The sequence below is a fragment of the Geodermatophilus sp. URMC 63 genome, assembly GCF_053502565.1.
In genome coordinates this window covers 2,526,174-2,547,776 of record NZ_CP199956.1, presented here as the reverse complement: position 1 = coordinate 2,547,776, position 21,603 = coordinate 2,526,174, and the positions used below count along the sequence as shown (strand labels likewise).

The 21,603-nt window shown below is 76.1% G+C and carries 15 protein-coding genes; 4 read left to right on the top strand and 11 right to left on the bottom strand.

Annotated elements, in window-relative coordinates; translation table 11 throughout:
* Positions 1–15: 15 nt before the first annotated feature.
* Positions 16–2,772 (bottom strand): peroxidase family protein, encoded by a 2,757-nt coding sequence (locus ACWIZO_RS12415; protein ID WP_448642742.1) that lies wholly within the window; start codon positions 2,770–2,772, stop codon positions 16–18.
* A 192-nt stretch (positions 2,773–2,964) separates the two neighbouring features.
* Positions 2,965–3,783, bottom strand: coding sequence for a dioxygenase family protein (locus ACWIZO_RS12410; RefSeq protein ID WP_448642741.1), 819 nt, complete (start codon positions 3,781–3,783; stop codon positions 2,965–2,967).
* A gap of 103 nt (positions 3,784–3,886) precedes the next feature.
* On the opposite strand from ACWIZO_RS12410, the gene ACWIZO_RS12405 reads away from it, so the two are divergent.
* Positions 3,887–5,134, top strand: a complete 1,248-nt coding sequence (locus ACWIZO_RS12405; protein ID WP_448642740.1) for a YncE family protein — start codon at positions 3,887–3,889, stop codon at positions 5,132–5,134.
* Between the two features lie 22 nt (positions 5,135–5,156).
* Here ACWIZO_RS12405 and ACWIZO_RS12400 read toward each other — a convergent pair whose 3' ends face one another.
* From ACWIZO_RS12400 to ACWIZO_RS12380, 5 genes are all read right to left on the bottom strand, one after another.
* Positions 5,157–7,259, bottom strand: coding sequence for an acyltransferase family protein (locus ACWIZO_RS12400; RefSeq protein ID WP_448642739.1), 2,103 nt, complete (start codon positions 7,257–7,259; stop codon positions 5,157–5,159).
* Positions 7,260–7,563: 304 nt separating this feature from the next.
* A complete protein-coding gene (locus ACWIZO_RS12395; RefSeq protein WP_448642738.1) occupies positions 7,564–10,230 on the bottom strand; it encodes a putative bifunctional diguanylate cyclase/phosphodiesterase in 2,667 nt (888 codons plus the stop codon).
* A gap of 135 nt (positions 10,231–10,365) precedes the next feature.
* The gene (locus ACWIZO_RS12390) at positions 10,366–11,916 is read right to left on the bottom strand and encodes an acetolactate synthase large subunit (RefSeq protein WP_448642737.1); all 1,551 of its coding nucleotides are present in this window, start codon (positions 11,914–11,916) and stop codon (positions 10,366–10,368) included.
* Positions 11,913–12,233 carry an EthD family reductase gene (locus tag ACWIZO_RS12385; RefSeq protein WP_448642736.1) on the bottom strand — a complete coding sequence of 107 codons (321 nt, stop codon included), beginning with the start codon at positions 12,231–12,233 and terminating at the stop codon, positions 11,913–11,915. Before ACWIZO_RS12385 ends, ACWIZO_RS12390 begins: the two co-directional genes overlap by 4 nt.
* A gap of 84 nt (positions 12,234–12,317) precedes the next feature.
* Positions 12,318–13,253: an NADP-dependent oxidoreductase gene (locus tag ACWIZO_RS12380; RefSeq protein ID WP_448642735.1), complete on the bottom strand. Its 936-nt coding sequence runs from the start codon at positions 13,251–13,253 to the stop codon at positions 12,318–12,320.
* A gap of 87 nt (positions 13,254–13,340) precedes the next feature.
* On the opposite strand from ACWIZO_RS12380, the gene ACWIZO_RS12375 reads away from it, so the two are divergent.
* Positions 13,341–14,651 carry a glycosyltransferase gene (locus tag ACWIZO_RS12375; RefSeq protein ID WP_448642734.1) on the top strand — a complete coding sequence of 437 codons (1,311 nt, stop codon included), beginning with the start codon at positions 13,341–13,343 and terminating at the stop codon, positions 14,649–14,651.
* A complete protein-coding gene (locus tag ACWIZO_RS12370) occupies positions 14,648–16,711 on the top strand; it encodes an ArnT family glycosyltransferase (RefSeq protein WP_448642733.1) in 2,064 nt (687 codons plus the stop codon). Before ACWIZO_RS12375 ends, ACWIZO_RS12370 begins: the two co-directional genes overlap by 4 nt.
* 107 nt (positions 16,712–16,818) lie before the next feature.
* Here ACWIZO_RS12370 and ACWIZO_RS12365 read toward each other — a convergent pair whose 3' ends face one another.
* Complete coding sequence (locus ACWIZO_RS12365) at positions 16,819–18,018, bottom strand: acyl-CoA dehydrogenase family protein (RefSeq protein WP_448642732.1); 1,200 nt, start codon at positions 18,016–18,018, stop codon at positions 16,819–16,821.
* Between the two features lie 220 nt (positions 18,019–18,238).
* On the opposite strand from ACWIZO_RS12365, the gene ACWIZO_RS12360 reads away from it, so the two are divergent.
* Positions 18,239–18,607, top strand: coding sequence for a DUF4190 domain-containing protein (locus ACWIZO_RS12360; protein ID WP_448642731.1), 369 nt, complete (start codon positions 18,239–18,241; stop codon positions 18,605–18,607).
* Positions 18,608–18,711: 104 nt separating this feature from the next.
* Here ACWIZO_RS12360 and ACWIZO_RS12355 read toward each other — a convergent pair whose 3' ends face one another.
* From ACWIZO_RS12355 to ACWIZO_RS12345, 3 genes are all read right to left on the bottom strand, one after another.
* Positions 18,712–19,665 (bottom strand): HpcH/HpaI aldolase/citrate lyase family protein, encoded by a 954-nt coding sequence (locus tag ACWIZO_RS12355; RefSeq protein ID WP_448642730.1) that lies wholly within the window; start codon positions 19,663–19,665, stop codon positions 18,712–18,714.
* 112 nt (positions 19,666–19,777) lie between these two features.
* Entirely contained in the window at positions 19,778–20,713 is a 936-nt protein-coding gene (locus ACWIZO_RS12350) for a DMT family transporter (RefSeq protein ID WP_448642729.1), read from the bottom strand.
* Positions 20,710–21,582, bottom strand: a complete 873-nt coding sequence (locus tag ACWIZO_RS12345) for a PhzF family phenazine biosynthesis protein (protein ID WP_448642728.1) — start codon at positions 21,580–21,582, stop codon at positions 20,710–20,712. The genes ACWIZO_RS12350 and ACWIZO_RS12345 overlap by 4 nt, the downstream gene beginning before the upstream one ends.
* Positions 21,583–21,603: the final 21 nt, after the last annotated feature.

Here is a 21,603-nt window from a genome sequence, read left to right as displayed (position 1 = left end):
CCCGGGGCCGGCGGGTCAGCCCCACGGGGCGAAGGCCGCCTTGCCGGTCCCGACGAGCCCCGCCAGCTCCGGGCAGTGGCGCCGCACCACGTCGGCCAGGCTCCCGCGCTCGACCCAGTCCATCCCGAGCGGGGTGTACACCTCCGGCCGGAAGTCCACGGTGAGGAACCGGTCGCTCTGCAGCCGGCGCGAGGCCATGAGCAGGAACACGCGGAACGCCGTGTCGCTGAACCCGAACCCCGCCGGCGGCTCCTCGGCGAGGAGGCCGACCACGGTGTCGACCTCGTCGACCGACCGGTACAGCCGCCGCAGCGCGGCGAGGGTCCCCGGGTCGGTCGTGAGGTCCTCGAAGCGGCGGACCCGCGGCACGTGCAGCCCGGCCCGGAAGTCGTTGTAGCGCGGCACCCCGCGCCGACGGGTGCGCACGACGTCGACGACCGCGAGGTCGACGACCTCGCCGTCCCGCTCGACGTGCCGCAGCGCCTCCGGGAAGTTGTGCAGCGTGACCGCGCCCGGGTGGGCGGTGCCCAGCGAGTAGAGGGCCTTCGCCAGACCGATGGCGCGGAACCGCTCCTCCGTCCGCTCCCCCGAGATGTCGGTGAAGCGGGCCTCCTCGGCCTCCCCGGTGACGGGGTCGACGAAGACGTAGTCGTCGGGGATGAGCGGGTGCATCCGGTACACCGTCACGAACTCCTCGGTGAGGGAGAACGGGACGCCGGAGTGGTCGGGCCGGGTACGCGGGATGCCGTCGACGGCGTGCGGGTCCAGCAACCGGATGCCGAGCCGGGTGAGCCACTGGTCCGGCGCGCCCCGCCAGTTGATCGACATCGCCGTGTCCAGGGTCTGCGTGCCGAGGATCGCCGGCGTCCACTCGACGGTGTGGATCTTCGCGATCAGCGCGGAGACGACCAGCCGCGCGGTCTGGTACGTCCGCTCGTCGTCGAGGTCCGGGTACTCCCGCTGGAGGGCGTCGCACACCGCGTTGTGCTCGCGGGCGAAGAGGGTCTGCAGCGCGCTCAGGCCCAGCCACCAGCTCTCCGCGAACCCGGCCGCCGCCGTCCCGCCGTCGTCGGTGGGCAGATGGCCCTCCACCAGGCGCAGCCGCGCGCCCCTCCCGCCGTCCTCCCGGAGGCGGCGCGCCGTCGCGTCGTCGCTGCCGTAGACCTCGGAGCCGTCCCACCAGTGCGAGACGCGGTTGCCGGGGCCGTCGTCGTCGGCGATCCGCATGACCCGCTCGACGGGGCCGCCCGGGGTGTTGCGCCACTCGCGCCCGTCGGGGAGGGGGAGGTCGATGCTGCGCTCCCCCACCGGGACGCGGCGGTGCTGGACCCAGTCGTGCACCTGGAACTGGATCCACGCCGCGGCGAGCACGTTCAGCGACCGGGCGGGGATGAACCGCTCGCGGGCCAGGAGCTCGTCGGCGACCCGGACGGGGTCGGGGAGGTCGGCCTGGCGGACGTCGACCGGCATGTTGCGGCCGAACCAGGCGCCGGTGGCACCCATGCGGGGGGAGGACAGGTCGTTCCAGCTGCCGTCGGCGGTGCGGTGCGCGACCGCGTCGGCGGGGGGCTCCGCTCCTGGGGAGCGCACCTCGACCCGGGCCGGCAGCTCCGTGTCGATGAGGTTGTCGCGGCGCAGCCGGCGGCGCATAACCGCCAGGTCCAGCAGGGCCAGCGGCGACGGCAGCCGGTGCCAGGGGCGCACCCGGTCGACGAGGGCGAACAGCCGGCCGGCCAGCCCGTTGAGCAGCACCGCCCGGCGCGGTTCCTCGGTCACGAACCGGCGGTGCAGGCGGTGGGCGCTGCTGGCCTCGTAGGCCGCCCGCCGCGCCCGGTTGAGGTTGCCGAGCAGCCGGAACTCCTCGGTGGTGTTCCAAGGGTTGAAGGCCAGCCGGTCGACCCGGTGCTCGACGAGGCGGGCCCGTGCGGTGTCGAGGTCCTGGCGGGGCAGGACCAGGCGGGCCACGGACACGAACTCCCCGGTCCACTCCCGGGACGTGTCCTCGACCGGCGTCCGCTCCTCGGAGACGTAGCGCTGCACCTGCAGGTCGAACTGCACGTCGCCGGCCGCGAGCCGGCGCACGACGTCGGTGCGCAGCCGGTCGGGACCGGTGCTCGCCGGGACGGCCGGGGCGCCCGCCGGGTGCAGGCGGTAGCGGACCGGGCCGGCGTCCCCCCAGAGGATCGCGCCGCGGCTGTGGTAGTCCTCGTGGACCAGGCTGTCGGCCGGGCGCGCGGAGGCGGCGAGGTTCCGGATGATCCGGACGGTCGCCCGGAGGCCGACCCGGCGGGGCAGCCGCAGCACCAGGGACAGCAGCTTCGACGCCTTCGACGTCCGTCCCGCCACGGCCGCGGCCATCGCGACGAACTCTCGGGCGTCGGCGGCCGGGGACACCGGCCAGTTGGTCATCAGCAGGTCGTGCACCGTGTCCCCGCCGGCGTGCACCCGCAGGGCGACACCGCGCATGTCCTCGGCCGTGTCGGGCTGCGGCGCCCCGTTCGCGTTGGAGAACCGGACGGTGACGGGGAGCTCGGCGCCGGGCCGGAAGCAGCCCTGCCGCAGGTCCTGCGGCAGGTCCTGCCGGACCCGCAGGCAGGCGTTCTCCACGGCCAGCAGGGTCTTGGCGTGGAAGGCGCGGTCCACGGTGGCCGCGCCTCTGGCCCTGCGGTTCCTCTCCTGCACCAGCATGAGCTCCCGGGCGAGCCCCTCGAAGACGAGGAGCTCGGCCTGCTCGCTGCCGCCGTCGTAGCGCTCGTACTCCTGGTGTCCCACCAGCGTCTCCCCCCGGGTTCGGCGAGCCGTGACCCGCGACCGGGCCACTCCTCGAGGAGGCGGGCGGGGCCGGGTTGATACACCGCGGTCGGCAGCCCTGGCCCGCGCGACCGCCTCCCCGGGTCACCGTGGCGCGGCCGGGCAGCGGCCACCAGGGTCGGAGGCCGGTGGTGGAGGGGTCCTCGGAGGCGGTCAGACGACGCCGAGGGTGAGCGCGGCCAGCCACCGGTCCCCGTCCGGCGCCGTCCGCAGCAGGGCCGCGTCGGCGTAGAAGGCGTCGGTGTCGTTCCGCGTGTCCCGGCCGGGGTGCCGGCGGTAGGGGTCGGCGCTGCCGTGCACGGCGTCGGTGACCGCGTCGTCGAAGAACAGCTGGGTGGTGAGCACCGTGCTCCGGTCGAGGTGGACCTTGAGGTGCAGGTGCACGGTGCGGGTCGGGTACCAGCCGGGGTAGACGGTGGCGAGGGTGACGACGCCGTCCGGGCCGGTGACCTGGGTGCCGCGGAGGAACGCGGTGCCCTCCGTGGCGGCCGCCTGCGCGTCGCCGTACTCGTCCGTGCCGCCGGGGGACCCGCCCTGCCCCGGCTCGGCGCCGGCGAAGCCGGAGTACACGCCGAGCGCGTCGCACTGCCACAGGTCGACGACCGCCCCGGGCACCGGCGCGCACCCGGGCAGCCGGACCACCCGGAACGCCAGGTCCAGCGGCACCCCCGGCCGGCCGTCGCGGACGTCGCTGCGGACGGCGTGCGCGTCGAACCACGTGGGCCCGGCGATGGTGTCGGGCGTCAGGACGCAGGCCGCCTCGTCGCTGAGCAGGTCGACGGCCGACGGCGCCGGGGGCGGGGGCGGTGTCGTCGCGGGTGGTGTCGTCGCGGGCGGCGCGGACGACGGCGAGCCGCTCGACGTGGCACCCGGGGCCGCGGCGCCGGAGCCGGTGCACGCGTCCAGCAGCGCGGCGAGGGTCAGCGCGCCCCCGGCACCCAGCAGCCGCCGGCGGTCGAGGCCTCCGCTCACCGGGATCGCCCGAGGGTCCGTGGGACAGCCACGACGGGCGAGGCTACCGTCGCCGGGCGGGGAGGGGCGGCCGGTCCGGTCGCCAGGGGGAGCAGGAGGACTCGTGACCGTGCGGAACGCCGGAGCGACGCTGGGCGTCGCACTGCTGCTGCTCGTCAGCGGCTGCTCGTCGGGGACCGCGGACGACACCGCGGGCCATCCCGCAGGCCACACCGCGGCCGGGTCGTCCTCCGCGTCGTCCTCCGCGTCGTCCTCGGCGTCGTCCTCCGCGTCGGCTCCCCCGACGACCGCCGAGCCGACGCCGGTGGTGGCCGACCAGCTGCCGGGCATGCCCCCGGTCGTGGACGCCGCGAACGTCTACTCCGAGACCGCCGCCGGGATGCTCGCCCCGGCCGCGCAGGCCGCCCGGCCGATGGTCTACGTGCCGCACAACAGCGGGGAGGTGTGGGAGATCGACCCGGCCACCCTCGAGGTCGTCAGGACGTTCCCGGCGGGCCTGGAGGTGCAGCACGTCGTCCCGTCGTGGGACATGCAGACGCTGTACGCCACCGACGACGTCGGGAACACGATCACCCCGATCGACCCGGTCACCGGTCAGAACGGTCCCCGCATCCCGGTCGACGACCCGTACAACATGTACTTCACGCCCGACGGCGCCGCGGCGATCTCCGTGGCCGAGGCGCGCCGGTTGCTGGTGTTCTACGACCCGCACACCTGGGTGGAGCAGGGCCGGCTGGAGATCCCCGACTGCGCCGGGATCGACCACGCCGACTTCACCCCCGACGGGCGGACGGCGGTGTTCAGCTGCGAGTTCGCCGGCCGCGTCGCCGTCGTCGACGTCCCCTCCCGCACCGTCCTCCGGCTCGTCGACATGCCGACGATGAACCACCACATGGGCCCGCAGGACGTGAAGCTCTCCCCCGACGGCAGCCGGTTCTACGTCGCCGACTCCGACCAGGGCGGGCTGTGGGTGCTCGACGGCGCGGCCACCCGGGTCATCGACGAGATCCCGACCGGGCCCGGGGCGCACGGCCTCTACCCGAGCCGGGACGCCACCCGGCTCTACGTGACCAACCGGCAGGACGACAGCGTCTCGGTGCTCGACGCGAACACCGGCGCCCCCGTCACCAAGTGGACGATCCCCGGCCCGTCCAGCCCCGACATGGGCGGGGTGACCGCCGACGGCAGCCAGCTGTGGCTCTCCGGGCGGTACGACGCGGAGGTGTACGTCCTGTCCACCGCCGACGGGCACCTGCTGGCCCGCATCCCGGTCGCCGACAGCCCGCACGGGCTCTGCGTGTGGCCGCAGCCGGGGCGCTACTCGCTGGGCCACACCGGGGTGACGCGCTGAGTCGTCGCGCGGGACCCGGTCCTCACGTGGGCAGCTCCCGGTCGCACAGCGCGCCCACGACCGGGCCGAGGAAGGCGGCGTAGCCGGTGGTCAGGTGGTTGTCGTCGCGGAAGACGAGCTGGTCGCCCACCACCAGCGGGCACTCGGCCGCCGTGCAGAACAGGTCGGTGAGGTCGGCATACCGCCCGCCGGCGGCCTGCACCACCTGCGTCTCCGCCGCGATCCCCGCCGCGTCGTTCGCCGTCGCCCGGTCGGGCGTGCAGGCGGCGGCGTCGTCCAGGTGCGCCGACAGGCAGGTCGGCACCACCGTGTGCGGGTCGGGGACCGGGCCCAGCACGAGCACCCGCGCGCCGGTCGAGCGCAGCTCGGCCACCATCCGGCCCAGCGCGTCCAGCCACGCCTCGTCGTAGGCGGTGAACCCGAAGTCCGCGCCGTAGCGACGGGTCGCGGCGAGCACCACCAGGGACGGGGGCGCGGCTCGCAGCCCGGCGACCACCTGCTCGCGCCACTGCACGCACTCGGTGTAGGGGCGGCCCAGGTAGGGGCTGGTGATCGGCAGGTCCAGCAGGGGGCAGGTCACCTTGCTGGCCACCTGCAGCCGCCAGCCCCGCTGCTCGGCCACGGGTTGCAGCGCCGGCACCCACTGGGCGGCGTGCGAGTCCCCCACCAGCGCCACCAACACCGGCGAGGCCGCGTCGCCGAACTCGCAGGTGTGCTGCTCGGCGGTCCGCCAGCTGAGGACGCACCCGTCGGTGAACACCTCCGGGACGTCGGCCCGGGCCTCGGCCAGCGGCGGGGTCAGGTTGGACGGCACGGCGTGCAGCCCGGCGGACGCGGCGACGGCGGCCTGCACCTGAGCGGTCAGGTCGGCGACGCGCGCCTCCTGCGGGTCCACCACCGGCGTCGCGGCGGCCGGGTCGGGAGCCGGGGCGGCGGACTCCCCCGGCACGTCGAGCGTCGCCGCCGCCACCGCGGCACCGCGCCCCACCGGCGCCGGGACGACGGCGGTGAGCGCCAGCGCGCCCGCCACCCCCGCCGCCGTCAGCCCGCCGCCGAGCAGCAGGCTGCGGCCGGGCGAGTCCCGCAGCGGCCGGGCGAAGCGGACGCGGTCCTCCACCAGGTGCAGCGTCAGGCCCGCGAGCAGCAGGGCCACCCCCGCCGCGGCCAGCCGGCCGCCGAGGCCCAGGTCCCCCACCAGGTACGGCGCCAGGACGAGCACCGGCCAGTGCCACAGGTACCACGAGTAGGACCAGCGGCCCAGGCCCCGCAGCAGCCCGGCCGACAGCAGTCCCCCGACGCCCCACCGCGGCGCCCGGACGCCGGCGCCGAGCACCAGCGCCGTCCCGGCGACGGGCAGCAGCGCCGCCGTCCCGGGGAACGGCGTGCTCTCGTCCAGCGTCACGGCACTGCCGACGACCAGGGCCAGGCCGGCCCACCCCGCCGGCACGGCGAGCGCGACCGGCGCCCGCCGCCACACCGGCAGGGTCAGGGCGACCAGCCCGCCCAGGCCGAGCTCCCACGCCCGCGACGGCAGGGAGAAGTAGGCCCACGGCGGCGCGGACCGCGTCCACAGCAGGGAGACGGCGGAGGACGCCACGGTGAGCAGGCCCAGCACGACGACCAGCGGCGTCGCCGTCCGCGTGCCGGCCGGCCGGCCCCGGGTCCCGCGCCAGGCCAGCCGGCCGGTACCGACCAGCAGGGCCGGCCAGAGCAGGTAGAACTGCTCCTCGACGCCCAGTGACCAGTAGTGCTGGAACGGCGAGGGCGGTGTGTCGGCCGCGAGGTAGTCGGTCCCCCGGACCGCCAGCCGGTTGTTGAGCCCGTACACCGCGGCGGCGATGGTGTCGCCGAGGGCGATGCGGGCCTGCAGCGGCGGGAGCAGCCACGCCGCCGCGGCGGCGGTGGTCAGCAGCACGGTGACGCCGGCCGGCAGCAGGCGGCGGGCACGGGCGCCGGTGAAGCGGGCGAGGCGCACCGTGCCGGTGGCGGCGAGCTCCCGCCACAGCACGCCGGTGATGAGGAAGCCGGACACGACGAGGAACACGTCGACGCCCACGTAGCCGCCGCCCAGGCCCGGCACGCCGGCGTGGAAGAGCACGACGGCCAGGACGGCGACCGCGCGCACCCCCTCGACGTCGGCCCGGAACCCGGCTCCCGGGCGGTGCCCGTCGGGCGGCGGGACCGGGCTCGGGGCGGCTGCCGGCGACGGCGCTCGCCCACCCGGCCCGGGAGCGTCGGGAGGCGTCGGCGGCATGGTGGTCCCCGGGTCGCGGTGCGCCCCGTCTCGACGCCCCGACCACGATGCCACCCCGGTCGCGGCCCGCGCCCGGCGCGGGGCGTGTCCGTGCCGGCGCACGACGACGTGCGCCGGCGCCGCGCCCCGGCCAGGAGGGTGCGGCGCCGGCGCAGACGCTCGGGCCGGTCGGGACCTACGGCAGGGGCACCTGCACGCCGGCGGCCCGGCCGGAGGCGGCCTGCTCGAGCAGCAGCGCCTCGGCGTCGGTGCGCTCCAGCGGCCTGGCGAACAGGTAGCCCTGCGCCGAGTCGCAGTTGCCCTCGACCAGCAGCCGCGCCTGGTGCTCGTGCTCCACGCCCTCGGCCAGCACCTCCAGGCCGAGGGTGCGGCCCAGGTCGATGGTGCCGCGCACGATCGCCGGCATCGGCTCGCCCTCGGCCATCGTGCTCACGAACGATCGGTCGATCTTGAGCACGTCCACGGTGAACTGCCGCAGGTGCGCCAGCGAGGAGTAGCCGGTGCCGAAGTCGTCGAGCGCCAGCCGCACGCCCAGCGCCCGCAGCGCGGCCAGGCAGGCCGCCGCGTGCTCCGGGTCGCCGACGAGCGCGGTCTCGGTCACCTCGACCACCAGCGCGCCGGCGGGCAGGCCGCTCTCGGCGAGCGCGGCGGCGATGGAGCCGACCAGGTCCGGTGAGGTCAGCTGCCCGGCCGACACGTTGACCGCCATCGTCATCGCGCCCGCGCCGGGGTGCGCGGACCGCCAGGCGGCCGCCGTCGCGCAGGCCTCGCGCAGCACCCACGCGCCGATCTCGTCGATGAGGCCCGCGGACTCCGCCGCCGGCACGAACCGGTCGGGGCCCACCGCGCCCAGCCGCGGCGAGTTCCAGCGCAGCAGCGCCTCGAAGCCGGTCACCCGCCGGTCGGCCAGGTCGATCACCGGCTGGTAGACCAGCCGGAACTCGCCGGCGGCCAGCGCGCCGCGCAGCTCCTGCTCCAGCTCGCGGGCGGCCTGGGCCGCCGCACGCATGCCGGGGTCGAACAGCTCCACCCGGTTGCGGCCGCCCGTCCGGGCCGCCTGCAGCGCCAGGTCGGCGTCGGCGATCAGCGACCCGCTGGTCACGTCGCCGCGGCCGACGGCGACGCCGACGGCGGCGGTCACGGTCACCGTCCCCTCGTCGAGCTCGACCGGTTGGGCCAGCACCTCGAGCAGGCGGGTGGCGGTCACCACGGCCTGGTCGTCGTCCCCGCCGATCTGCTCGACCAGCACGGCGAACTCGTCACCGCCCAGCCGGGCCACGGTGTCGTCGGCGCGGACGGCGGCCCGCAGCCGGCCGGCGACCTCGAACAGCAGCGCGTCGCCGGCGTCGTGGCCGAGGGTGTCATTGACCGCCTTGAAGCCGTCGAGGTCCACCGAGACCACCGCGGCCGAGCCGCCGCCACGCACCGTGCGCAGCAGCGCCTGGCCGACGCGGTCGGTGAACAGCGTGCGGTTGGCCAGGCCGGTCAGCCCGTCGTGCAGGGCGGTGTGGGCCAGCGCCCGGTCGGCGCTGCGCCGGCCGGTCACGTCGGTGAGGACGACGACGACGCCCCCGACGTCGGGGTCCTCGGTGAGGTCGACCAGCCGGATGCCGAGCCAGCGGTCCTCGCCCTGACGCCGGGCGGGCACCTCGACGTCGACGACCTGCCCACCGGCGGCCAGCCCCTGCTCGAAGACCTGCACCGCGACGTCGGGGGCGACCCCGGCCGCGCGGACGGCGTCCTGGGTGCTGGTCAGCTCCTCCGGCCTGGTGCCGAGCAGCGCCGCCAGCGGCGCCGGGTCGCTGAGCAGGCGGTGTTCCCGGTCGACCACCACCACGGCGTCGGCGGACCAGGAGGCCAGCTTGGTCGCGCGCCGCTCGCGCGAGCGCACCAGCGCCCGCGCCGCGGCCTCGCCGCGCAGCAGCAGCGACGCCCGCCACGACACCAGCGCCGTGAGGACCAGCATGCTGACGAAGACCGCCCCGATCGCGTCCTGGTGGCTGGTGGCGTCGATGACCAGCTCCACGGTCGGCGGCACCATGAGGGCGGCCAGGCAGACCACGAGGCGGCCCAGCCCGGAGGCGGCCTCCCCCGTGTGCCCCGCGCCGAGCGGTGCGGTGAGCCGCTGCCAGGTGGCCGCGGCCAGCAGGAGGTTGCCGAGCAGCCAGCCGGAGGCCAGCCACGAGGTGAAGCCGTCGACGTCGACGTCGAGCAGGTGGCCCACGTCGGCGACGAGCCAGCAGGCGCACGCGGCGACCACGGCCGTGCCGGTCCACTCGCCGCGCCGGCAGGTGGTCACCAGGCGCCAGGCCAGCCCGATGAGCGCGGCGTCGAGGGCCGGGTACAGGACCAGGACCACCCGGGCCGACGCCGGCAGCGAGGAGTCCCCGACGGCCGCCGTGACCGAGACCTGCCACACGACCAGCAGCGCCGCGACGAACACGCAGAGGGCGTCGATCCAGCCGGCCAGCCGCTGCCGGCGCGAGCGCACCCGACCGGCGGCCAGGAGCCACACGCCGGCGCCCAGGGCGGCGTACCCGGCGAGGTAGACGGCGTCGACGGCGAGCACGTGCCCGGACTCCCCGGTCAGGTGCTCGAGGACCTGGCGGAGGAGGTCGCCCAGCCCGGCCAGGGTCGCGCCGAGGGCGAGCAGGACCGGCGCCCGGCCCGACCACGCGCGCAGCGCACCAGCCCAGGCGGCGAGCAGCGAGGCCGCGCCGATGCCGAAGTACAGCGCCCTGCCGGTGACCGTGCCCTGGAAGGCGGCCTGCGCCACGACCGCGCCGAGCACGAGCAGGGTCAGGACCGCCGCGCGGCGGCCGCCGGCGAACGACTCCCCCACGGGCGCGCGGGGACCGTCTGCTGTCGTCGTCGGGAGCACGCAGACGACATCGGCACCGGACGTCCGGGTCTGGATCCCAACCGGTCGGCGGTCCCCCCGCCGGGTGAGGCGCCCGGCCCGCGGCCCGGCGGCAGCTCAGCCGGCGGGGCGCAGCACCGCCTGCACCAGGTGCGGGCCGGGCTCGGCCAGCGCCGTGCGGAGCTGGTCGGCGAGCTGCTCGGCGGTCTCGGCGCGGGTGGCGGCCACGCCCATCCCGGTGGCCAGCGCGACGAAGTCCAGCTGCGGTCCGCCGAGGTCGAGCAGCTGCCCGGCCCGCTCCCCGCCGCCGGCGGCGCCGACGCGGGAGAGCTCCCCCTGCAGGATCGCGTAGGACGCGTTGTCGTAGAGGACGACGGTCACGTCGAGCTGCTCGCGCGCCATCGTCCACAGCGCCTGGACGGTGTACATCGCGCTCCCGTCGGCCTGCAGGACGAGCACGGGCCGGTCGGGACAGGCCACCGCCGCGCCGACCGCCATGGGCAGGCCGTCGCCGATCGCCCCGCCGGTGAGGGCCAGCCAGTCGTGCCGTGGCGCACCCGCGGTCAGCTCGGTGATCCCGACCCCGGAGGTGATCGCCTCGTCCACCACGACCGCCCGCTCCGGCAGCAGCGCGCCGACCACGGCCGACACCGCGCGCGGCGTCAGGCGCCCGGTCGGCAGCTCCGGGCGGGCGGCCTCCAGCAGCTCGGGCTCGGCACCGACGGCCACCTGCCCGGCCAGCTCCTCGAGCGCCGCGACGCCGTCCTCGCCCGGCCGGGACAGCACGTGCACCTCGCAGTCCTCGGGCACCGGCGTCCCCGGCAGGTCCGGGTAGCCGAAGAAGTGCACCGGGGAGACCGCCCCGGCCAGCACCAGGTGCCGGGTGCCGGCCAGCGCCTTGATCGCCACCTCCGGGGGGTAGGGCAGCTTGCCGACGTCGGGCAGCCCCGCGCCGCGCACCATCCGCGCCGGGAACGTCTCGGCCACCAGCCGCGCGCCGGTGCCGGCGGCCACCCGTCCGGCGGCGAGCAGCCCGGCCTCCGACGCGACCACGTCGCCGCCGAGCAGCAGCACCGTCGGCTCGCCCGACCCGACCGCCGAGGCCACCGCGGACACCACCGCGGAGGGCACGAGCGGGCGGGGGCGCAGCGGCGGGGGTCCGGCGACCGCCGCGCCGTCGGACCACGAGACGTCGGCCGGCAGCACCAGCGTGGCGATCTGGCCGCGCGCGGCCGCGGCGACGGCGTCCGCGGCGTCGGCGGCGACGTCGGCCGGCGTCAGGGACCGGCGCACCCAGCCCGACACCGTGCCGGCCACCGCGTCGATGTCGCTCTCCAGCGGCGCGTCGAGCCGCTTGTGCGAGCGGGTGTGGTCGCCGACCACGTTGACCATCGGTGTGCGCCCGCGGCGGGCGTTGTGCAGGTTGGCCAGCCCGTTGCCCATCCCCGGCCCGAGGTGCAGCAGGGTCGCGGCGGGGCGGCCGGTCATGCGGGCCCAGCCGTCGGCGGCGCCGGTGGCGACGCCCTCGAAGAGGGTGAGCACGCCGCGCATCTCCGGGACGTCGTCGAGCGCGGCGACGAAGTGCATCTCCGACGTGCCGGGGTTGGCGAAGCAGACGTCGACCCCGGCGTCGACGAGCGTGCGGATGAGGGCCTGGGCGCCGTTCACCGGGAGACGTGCACCTCGTTCACCTCGTAGTGGGTCATCACCGCGCCGCCGCTGGCGAACCTCGGCACGTCCCGCGCGGTCTCCTTGCCCTCGTCGGAGGCGAACGCCGCGCCCATCGCCTGCTCGGAGTCGAAGTCGAGCTCGGCGACGAGGTAGGGCGCGGGGTGGGAGGGGTCCATCGACTGCGGCCGCCCGGTGGTCAGCCGGACCAGGCCGGGCATCCGCACCGCGAGCGGGGTGTGCGTGTCGCGGTAGTGGGCGTCGAACGCCGCCGGGTCCTCCGGCTGCCCGTAGCTGACCACCAGCCTGTGCACCATTCCGCCGCACCTCCGCGCTCGTGCCCGGGCACCGCTGCCCGGGACCTCCCCCACCCTGTCAGGGGCGCCGCCGCCCCCGCGACCTCAGAAGGTGATCACCAGCCGGCCGCGCACGCCGCCGGCGGCCAGCACCCGGTGGGCCTCCGGCGCCTCCTCCGGCGCGAAGGTCCGCGCCACGCGCAGCGTCAGGGCGCCGGACTCGACCTGTTCGCGCAACCGGTCCAGCGCCGCCGCGTTCTCGGCGTACCGGCGCACCAGGGTGGGCAGCACCTCGACCCGGCCGGAGCCGTCGCCGCGGTAGCCGCGCACGGTCGTCACCTTCCCGCCGTCGCGGACCGCGGGCAGCACGAGCGCGTCCTGCACGGAGCCGTCGGCCAGCCCGTCGACGCCGTCGGGGAACTCCGCGCGGATCCGCTCGGCCACGTCGTCGCCGCGCCGGACGACGACGTCGGCGCCGAGGTCGCGCACCAGCTGCTCGTCGGCCTCCGACGCGTCGGCGACCACGGTCAGCCCGTCGGTCTTCGCCACCTGGACGACGTAGCCGCCGAAGGCTCCCGCCGCGCCGGTCACCGCGAGCACCGAACCGGGCGGCAGCGCCATCAGGTCGAGCGCCAGCCGCGCGGTGAGGCCGTTCATCGGCAGGGTCGACGCGGCGACGGCGTCGGCCCCGGCCGGCACCAGCGACACCGAGGCGGCCGGCAGCACGAGGTCCTCGCGGTAGCCGCCGTGCGCCCCGGTGGGGACGACGACGCCCATGACCGCGTCGCCCACGGCCACCCGGTCCACGCCCTCGCCGACCTCCACCACCTCGCCGGCGGCGTCCATCCCCGGCACCCAGGGCGGGGTCTTCACGGGGTCGCGGTCGGCGTAGTCGCCCTGGCGCAGGTGGGTGTCGGTCGGGTTGACCGCCGCGGCCCGCACTCGGACCCGCACCCGGCCCGGGTCCAGCGGCTCGTCGGGCACGTCGACGACGGACAGGGCCTCGGGCCCACCGAACTCGGTCACTCCCACGGCACGCACCCGCCCGACAGTAATGAGCTGCCACTCACAGCCGACGCGCAGCGCTCCCACCAGGGCACCCCAGCCGCGGGGCCGACCGTGGCGCCCATGCCACCGCTCCTGCTGGGCGCGCACGACCGCGCCGCTGACCACGGCCGCGGGCGTCCGGTCCTCGACGTCGTCGTCCCGGTGCACGACGAGGAGACCGACCTCGAGCCGTGCCTGCGCCGCCTGCACGCCCACCTGACCGAGTCCCTGCCCTACCCGTTCCGGATCACCGTGGCGGAGAACGCCAGCACCGACGCCACCCTGCAGGTCGCCCACCGGGTGGCCGCGGAGCTGCCCGGCGTCGAGGTGCTCGCCCTGCCCGAGGCCGGACGCGGGCGCGCGCTGCGCACCGCCTGGCTGCGCTCGGACGCGCCGGTGCTCGTCTACACAGACGTCGACCTGTCCACCGACCTCGCCGCCCTGCTGCCCCTGGTCGCGCCGCTGGTCAGCGGGCACTCCGACCTGGCCGTCGGCACCCGGCTGTCGCGCTCCTCGCGGGTCGTGCGCGGGCTCAAGCGGGAGGTCGTCTCCCGTGGCTACAACCTGCTGCTGCGGCGCACGCTGGCCACGTCGCTGTCGGACGCGCAGTGCGGCTTCAAGGCCATCCGCGCCGACGTCGCCGCCGAGCTGCTGCCGCTGGTCGAGGACACCGGCTGGTTCTTCGACACCGAGCTGCTCGTGCTCGCCGAGCGGGCGGGGCTGCGCGTCCACGAGGTGCCCGTCGACTGGGTCGACGACCCCGACAGCCGGGTCGACATCGTGCGGACGGCGCGCGCCGACGTCGCCGGGATCGTGCGGATGCTGCGCGCGCTGTCCACCGGGCGGCTGCCGCTGGACCGGCTGCGGGCCACCATCGGCCGCGGGCCGCTGCCCGACCCGCTGCCCGGCGTCCCCGGCTCGCTGGCCGCCCAGCTGGTGCGCTTCGCCGCCGTCGGCGTCCTCTCGACCGCGGCCTACCTGGCGCTGTTCGTCCTGCTGCGCGGCGTCGTCCCGGCCCAGGCGGCCAACCTGGTCGCGCTGCTGGTGACGGCGGTGGCCAACACCGCGGCCAACCGCCGGGTCACCTTCGGCATCCGCGGCGGCGTCGGCGCCGGCCGCCACCAGTCGCAGGGCCTGGTCGTCCTCGCCCTGGCGCTCGCGCTCACCAGCGGCTCGCTCGGGATGTTGCACGCGCTGGTCGCCGTCCCGTCGCGCGCCGTCGAGCTCACCGTGCTCGTCGGCGCCAACGCCGCCGCCACGCTGCTGCGCTTCGTCCTGCTGCGCGGCTGGGTGTTCCGCACCTCCAGCACATCCCGCAGCTCCCGCGCCCCCGGCCCGGCGACCGGCCCGGACGCCGTCGTGCCCGCTCCCGAGATGGAGACCGCCCGATGACCGCCACCGTGCCGCCACCCGCGGCCCCCGCCGCTCGCCCGGTTCCGTCGGCCGCCCCGTCCCGTCCCGGACGCACCGGCCGACTGCTGCGCGGGCCGGCCGCCGATCCGCGCTGGGTCCGGTCGGCCCTGCTCGCCCTGCTGGGCGCCGCCGGCGTCCTCTACCTGTGGGACCTGGCGGCGTCGGGCTGGGCCAACGCCTTCTACGCGGCGGCCGCGCAGGCCGGGTCGCAGAGCTGGGAGGCGTTCTTCTACGGCGCCTCCGACGCGGCCAACTCGATCACCGTGGACAAGCCGCCGGCCTCGCTGTGGGTGATGGCGCTGTCGGTGCGGCTGTTCGGGCTCGGCTCGTGGTCGCTGCTGGTGCCGCAGGCGCTGATGGGCGTGGCCACCGTCGGGCTGCTGTACCTGGCCGTGCGCCGGGTGGCCGGCCCCGGCCCCGGGCTGCTGGCCGGCGCGGCGCTCGCGCTGACCCCGGTGGCGGCGCTGATGTTCCGCTTCGACAACCCCGACGCGCTGCTGGTGCTGCTGCTGACCGCGGCCGCGTACGTGCTCACCCGGTCGCTGGAGCGGGCCTCCACCCGCGGCCTGGTCGGCGTCGGCGTCCTGATCGGGTTCGCCTTCCTCACCAAGACGCTGCAGGCGGTGCTGGTCGTCCCCGGGTTCGCGCTGGTCTGGCTGGTCTGCACGCCCACGACGCTGCGCCGCCGGGTCCTGCAGCTGCTCGGCGCCGGGGCGGCGATGGTGGTCGCCGGTGGCTGGTGGGTCGCCGTCGTCGAGCTGGTGCCCGCCTCGATGCGGCCCTACGTCGGCGGCTCGCAGACCAACTCGGTGTGGGAGCTGATCTGGGGCTACAACGGCCTGGGCCGGCTGACCGGCGAGGAGACCGGCAGCGTCGGCGGCGCGCCGGGCGGCGGCTGGGGCGAGACCGGGCTCGGCCGGCTGTTCACCGCCGAGATCGGTGGCCAGGTCGCCTGGCTGCTGCCGGCCGCGCTGGTCCTGCTGGCCGCCGGGCTGGTCGCCGTGGGCCGGGCCCCGCGCACCGACCCGCGGCGGGCCGCGCTGCTCACCTGGGGCACCTGGCTGGCCGTCACCGGGCTGACCTTCAGCCTGATGGCCGGCATCTTCCACGCCTACTACACCGTGGCCCTGGCCCCGGCGATCGCCGCGCTGGTCGCGATCGGCGGCGCGCTGCTGTGGCGGCGGCGGGTCCGGGCCTGGGCGCGGGTGGTGCTGGCCGTCGCGCTGGCCGGCACGGTGGTGTGGGCCTGGGTGCTGCTGGGCCGCTCGGCGGACTTCCTGCCGTGGCTGCGCTGGGTGGTGCTCGTCGCCGGTCTGGCGACGGCGGCCGCGCTGCTCGCCGTCCACCGGCTCGGCCGGGCCGTGGTCGCCGCGGTGCTGGCCGCCGGCGTGCTCGCCGGCCTGGGCGGGCCAGGGGCCTACGCCGTGCAGACGGCGGTCACCGCGCACACCGGCTCCATCCCGAGCGCGGGGCCGACCGTGGCCGGCGCCTCGTCCGGACCCGGCGGCGGGGCCGGACGCACCTTCGCCGGCGGCCCGCCGGCCGGTGGTGTGCCGGGCGGTGGTGCGCCGGGCGGTGGGGTGCCCGGCGGCGGGGCCGGCGCAGCTGCGGCGCCAGGAGGCACGGCTCCCGGCGGCACCGTCACCACCGGCCCCGGCGGCGTGACGGGTGGGCTGCTCGACGCCGGCCAGGTCAGCCAGGAGATGGCCGCCGCGCTCAGCGAGGACGCCTCGGCCTACACCTGGGCGGCCGCGGCGGTCGGCTCCAACACCGCGGCGGGCTACCAGCTCGCCACCGGGCTGCCGGTGATGGCGATCGGCGGGTTCAACGGCAGCGACCCCTCCCCCACGCTCGCGCAGTTCCAGCAGTACGTCGCCGACGGCGAGGTGCACTGGTTCATCGCCGGCGGCGGGATGGGGATGGACAGCGACGGCGGCAGCTCCGCGTCGGCCCAGATCGCCGACTGGGTGGCCGAGCACTACACCGCCTCCATCGTCGACGGCGTCACGGTCTACGACCTGAGCCGGCCGGCGGGGTGAGTCCCGCCCACTCGTGCTCTGCCCACAGGTGCAGGCAGAGCACGAGCGGGCTGCGGGTGCACACCGGCCCCGTCCCGCGGTGCGGGACGGGGTCGGTGTGCGGTCGCTCAGCGCCGGAGGCCGTACTCCTTGAGCAGGCCGCGGCTGATGATCGTCTTCTGGATCTCGCTGGTGCCCTCGCCGATGAGCAGGAACGGCGCCTCGCGCATGAGCCGCTCGATCTCGTACTCCTTCGAGTAGCCGTACCCGCCGTGGATGCGGAAGGCCTGCGTGGTCACCTCCGCGCAGTACTCGCTGGCCAGCAGCTTGGCCATGCCGGCCTCGACGTCGTTGCGCTTGCCGGCGTCCTTGAGCCGCGCGGCGTTGACCATCATCAGGTGCGCGGCCTCGACCTTGGTGGCCATCTCGGCGAGCTGGAAGGCGATTGCCTGGTGCTGCACGATCGGCTTGCCGAAGGTCTCCCGCTGCTGGGCGTACTCGACCGCCAGCTCGAAGGCGCGGATGGAGATGCCGCAGGCGCGGGCGGCGACGTTCACCCGGCCGACCTCGACGCCGTCCATCATCTGCGCGAAGCCGCGCCCGGGCTCCCCGCCGAGGATCGTGTCCGCGCCGGTGCGGTAGCCGTCGAACACCAGCTCGGTGGTGTCCACGCCCTTGTAGCCCATCTTGTCGATCTTGCCCGGGATGGTCAGCCCGGGGGCCACGGTGCCGAAGCCGGCGGGCTTCTCCACCAGGAACGTCGTCAGGTTCTGGTGGGCCTTGTCCGCACCGAGGTCGGTGCGGACCAGCGCGGCGACCAGCGTGGAGGAGCCGCCGTTGGTCAGCCACATCTTCTGGCCGTCGATGACGTAGTCGCCGTCGGCCTGCTGCACGGCCTTGGTGCGGATGCCGGCGACGTCGGAGCCCAGGCCCGGCTCGGACATCGAGAACGCGCCGCGCACCTCACCGGTGGCCATGCGCGGCAGGAGGTGCTCCTTCTGCGCCTGGGTGCCGTGCTGGCGGATCATGTAGGCGACGATGAAGTGGGTGTTGATGACACCGCTGACGCTCATCCAGCCGCGGGCGATCTCCTCGACCACCAGCGCGTAGGTCAGCAGCGACTCCCCCAGGCCGCCGTACTCCTCGGGGATCATCAGCCCGAAGATGCCCAGCTCCTTGAGCCCCTCGACGATCTCGGTCGGGTAGGCGTCGGCGTGCTCGAGCTCCTGCGCGTGCGGGATGATCTCCTTGTCCACGAAGCTCCTGACCGTCGTCAGGATCTCCTTCTGGACGTCGGTCAGGTCGGCGGTCTGCGCCAGTCGGGCCACGTCTGCTCCTCCGGGACTCCGGTGTCCGTGTTACCGGCGAGTATGGCCCACCGCCCCGGGGCGGTCGTCGTGTCCCCGGTCACGCGGCCCGGTCACGCGGCCCGGTCACCCGGCCCGGTCACCCGGCCCGGTCACCCGGCCCGGTCACCCGGCCCGGTCACGGTCCCCCCGCGCCGGGCCCGTGGCGTCTACGGTCCGCGGTGCCAGCGAGGAGGACGCGATGAGCAGCAGCCCCGATCCCCGGAGCACCCCGCCCGGCCAGCCGCCCCCGGCGTACGGCCCGCCGCAGTACGGTCCGCCGCCGGCCTACGGGCCTCCCGGGTACGGCCCGCCGCCGGGCTGGCCGCCCTACCGGCGGCCCACCAACACCCTGGCGATCCTCGCGCTGGTGTTCGCGTTCGTCGCGGCCCCGGTCGGCCTCGTGCTCGGCATCCTCGCGCGCCGCCAGATCCGGGAGACCGGCGAGGAGGGCGACGGTCTGGCGCTGGCCGGGATCGTCGTCGGGGGCATCGCCACCGGCCTCGCCGTCCTCGGCATCGTCATCGCGATCATCGCCGTCGCCACGGTCGGGTCCTCCTTCGCCCCCTGAGGACGAGGCACCTGAGGACGAGGCACCCGAGGACGAGGCAGAGGCGATCCCCACGTCGGCGGGGCCGCGGACGTGGGGATCGCCTCCTCCGCCTGCGGGGAAGCTCAGGACTCCGGCGGGGTGAACGACGACGTGCGGCTCATGCCCGCGGCGCGGCCCTTGCCGGCGATGACCAGCGCCATCTTGCGGCTGGCCTCGTCGATCATCTCGTCGCCGAGCATCGCCGAGCCCTTCTTGCCGCCGGCCTCCGAGGTCGCCCAGTCGTAGGCGTCGAGGATCAGCTCGGCGTGGTCGTAGTCGGCCTGGGACGGCGAGTAGATCTCGTTGGCCGCGTCGACCTGGCCGGGGTGCAGCACCCACTTGCCGTCGAAGCCCAGCACCGCCGAGCGCTTGGCCACCTCGCGGAACGCCTCGACGTCGCGCACCTGCAGGAAGGGCCCGTCGATGGCCTGCACGCCGCGGGCGCGGGCGGCCATGAGGATCTGCATGAGGATGTAGTGGAACGGGTCACCGGCGTAGTCCGGGTGCAGGGCACCGACCACGAGCGACTTCATGTTGATGCTGGCCATGAAGTCGGCCGGGCCGAAGATGATCGTCTCGATCCGCGGGCTGGCGAACGCGATGGAGTTGACGTTGATCAGGCCCTGCGCGGTCTCGATCTGCGCCTCGATGCCGATCCGGCCGACCTCCAGGCCGTTGGCCTTCTCGACCTGGGTCAGCAGCATGTCCAGCGCCTGCACCTGACCGGCGTCGGCGACCTTCGGCAGCATGATGCAGTCGAGGTTCGCGCCCGCCCCGCCGACGACCTCGATGACGTCGGTGAAGGTCCACTCCGTCGTCCAGTCGTTGACCCGGACGGTACGGATCTTCTCGCCCCAGCCGCCCTCGTTCAGCGCCGCGACGATGTTCTTCCGGGCGCCGGGCTTGGCCAGCGGCGCGCAGGCGTCCTCGAGGTCCAGGAACACCTGGTCGGCGCCCAGCCCCTTCGCCTTCTCCAGGAACCGGGGGTTGCTGCCCGGGACGGCGAGGTTGGAACGGCGGGATCGGAGCTCGGCCACGGTGCCTCCGCTGGTAGGGGGGATCGGCCACCGGAGGGTAACGACGCGCACCGGCCCCGTCGCAGGGCCCCGCCGGGAACCCGCGGTTGGCGGGGTGCGACCGGGTCCTGCCTCAGGTGACCGGCTCGACCGGCGTCGCCGGCCGGCCGGCGCGCACCACGAGGGCCACCCCGGCGACCACGGCGACCATCCCGGGCAGCGCCAGCAGCGGCGGCGTCTGCCCCAGCAGGACCAGCGCGACCAGCAGCGCACCGGGCACCTCGAGCAGGATCGCCAGCCCGACGACGGTCGGCCCGACGCTGGAGAGCACCAGGTTGAGCAGCGTGTGCCCGAGCAGCTGCGCGCAGACGGTGATCGCGGCGATCAGCCACCAGTCGCGGGCGCTGAACCCGGCCAGCGGCACCCCGGCGACGAGCGCGGCGACGGCCAGCGCGGCGGCACAGGTGGAGTAGCAGACGACCGAGTAGGCCGACGTCGCCAGCCGGGTGCGCGCCCGCGCGCCGGCCAGCATGTAGCCGCCGGCGCACAGCGCCCCCAGCAGCGCCAGCCCGTCGCCGGCGAGCGCCTCGAGGCTCACCGCGACGTCGACCCCGGCGATCAGCGCGGCCCCGACCACGGCGAGCGCCAGCCCCCACCACACCGGCCCGGGCAACCGGACGCCGGAGACGCGGGCGGCCAGCGCCGTCCAGATCGGGGTCGTGGTGACCAGCGCCGTGGAGGCGGCGACCGTCGTCATCGACAGGCTCGGCAGCCACGCGGCGAAGTGGGCGGCCAGGAACAGCCCGGCCAGCACCGACGTGCCCAGGTGCCGCGGCCGCAGGCCGGCCAGGGTGGCCCGCTCGCGGCCGAGCAGCACCGGCACGAGCAGCGCGGCGCCGGCGGCGTTGCGCCAGAAGGCGATGGCCAGGACCGACGTCGTCACCAGCGCGGTGAGCGGCCCGGAGAACGAGACGCCGACGACGGCGATCCCCATGAGGACGACGTCGCGGGTGCCCGGGCGGTGCACCGCCCACGGTGAGGGAGCGGTGGTGGCCTCCCCGAGGCTCACCCCGGCACCCGGATGCGGCCGGTGGCGACGGGCACCACCGCGCCGGACACCGTGGCCGCCGTCGTCCGGCCGGCCTCGGCGGAGACCGTGCAGGACAGCACCGAGGGCCGGCCCATGGCCTCGCCCTGGCCGACCGTGTAGGCCGACGTGCCGTCCGGCGCGACCAGCCCGGCGGCGACCAGCCAGACCCCCGTGCCCAGCGCGGCCGAGCCGGTGGCCGGGTCCTCGCCCCACCGCAGGTCGCGGGCGAAGACGCGGGCGCGGGCGGTCGACGTCGCGGCGTCCCAGGCCAGCACCGAGATGCCCTCCCCCACGCCGAGCGGGGCGAGCGCGGCGGGGTCGGGAACGGCGCGGTCGACGACGCCGGGGTGCACCGCGAGGAAGGCGAACGGCAGGCCGCAGCCGGCGACGTGCGCCGGCACCCCCACGACGTCGGCCGGGGCGAGGCCCACGGCCGCGGCCAGGACCGCCGGGTCGGGGCCGTCCTCGAGGGTCGGCCGGCCGCCGGTGAGCGTGGCGCCCTCGCCGGTGACCTCGATCGGCAGCACGCCGGCGCCGCACTCCTGCCGCAGCGTGCCCGCGGGCAGCCGCCCGGTGCGGACCAGCGTGTGCGCCGCCCCGACGCTCGGGTGACCGGCGAAGGGCAGCTCGGCGTAGGGCGTGAAGATGCGGACCCGGTAGCTCGCGCCCGGCTCGGTGGGCGCGCTGAGGAACGACGTCTCCGACAGCGCGAACTCGTTGGCCAGCGCCTGGCACTGCTCGGTGCTCAGGTCGTCGGCGTCGAGCACCACGGCCAGCGGGTTGCCCGCGAAGGCCCGCGGCGCGAAGACGTCGACGACCTCGTACGCCACGGAGGCAGGGGTGGCCACGCACCGACGGTAGCCTCAGCC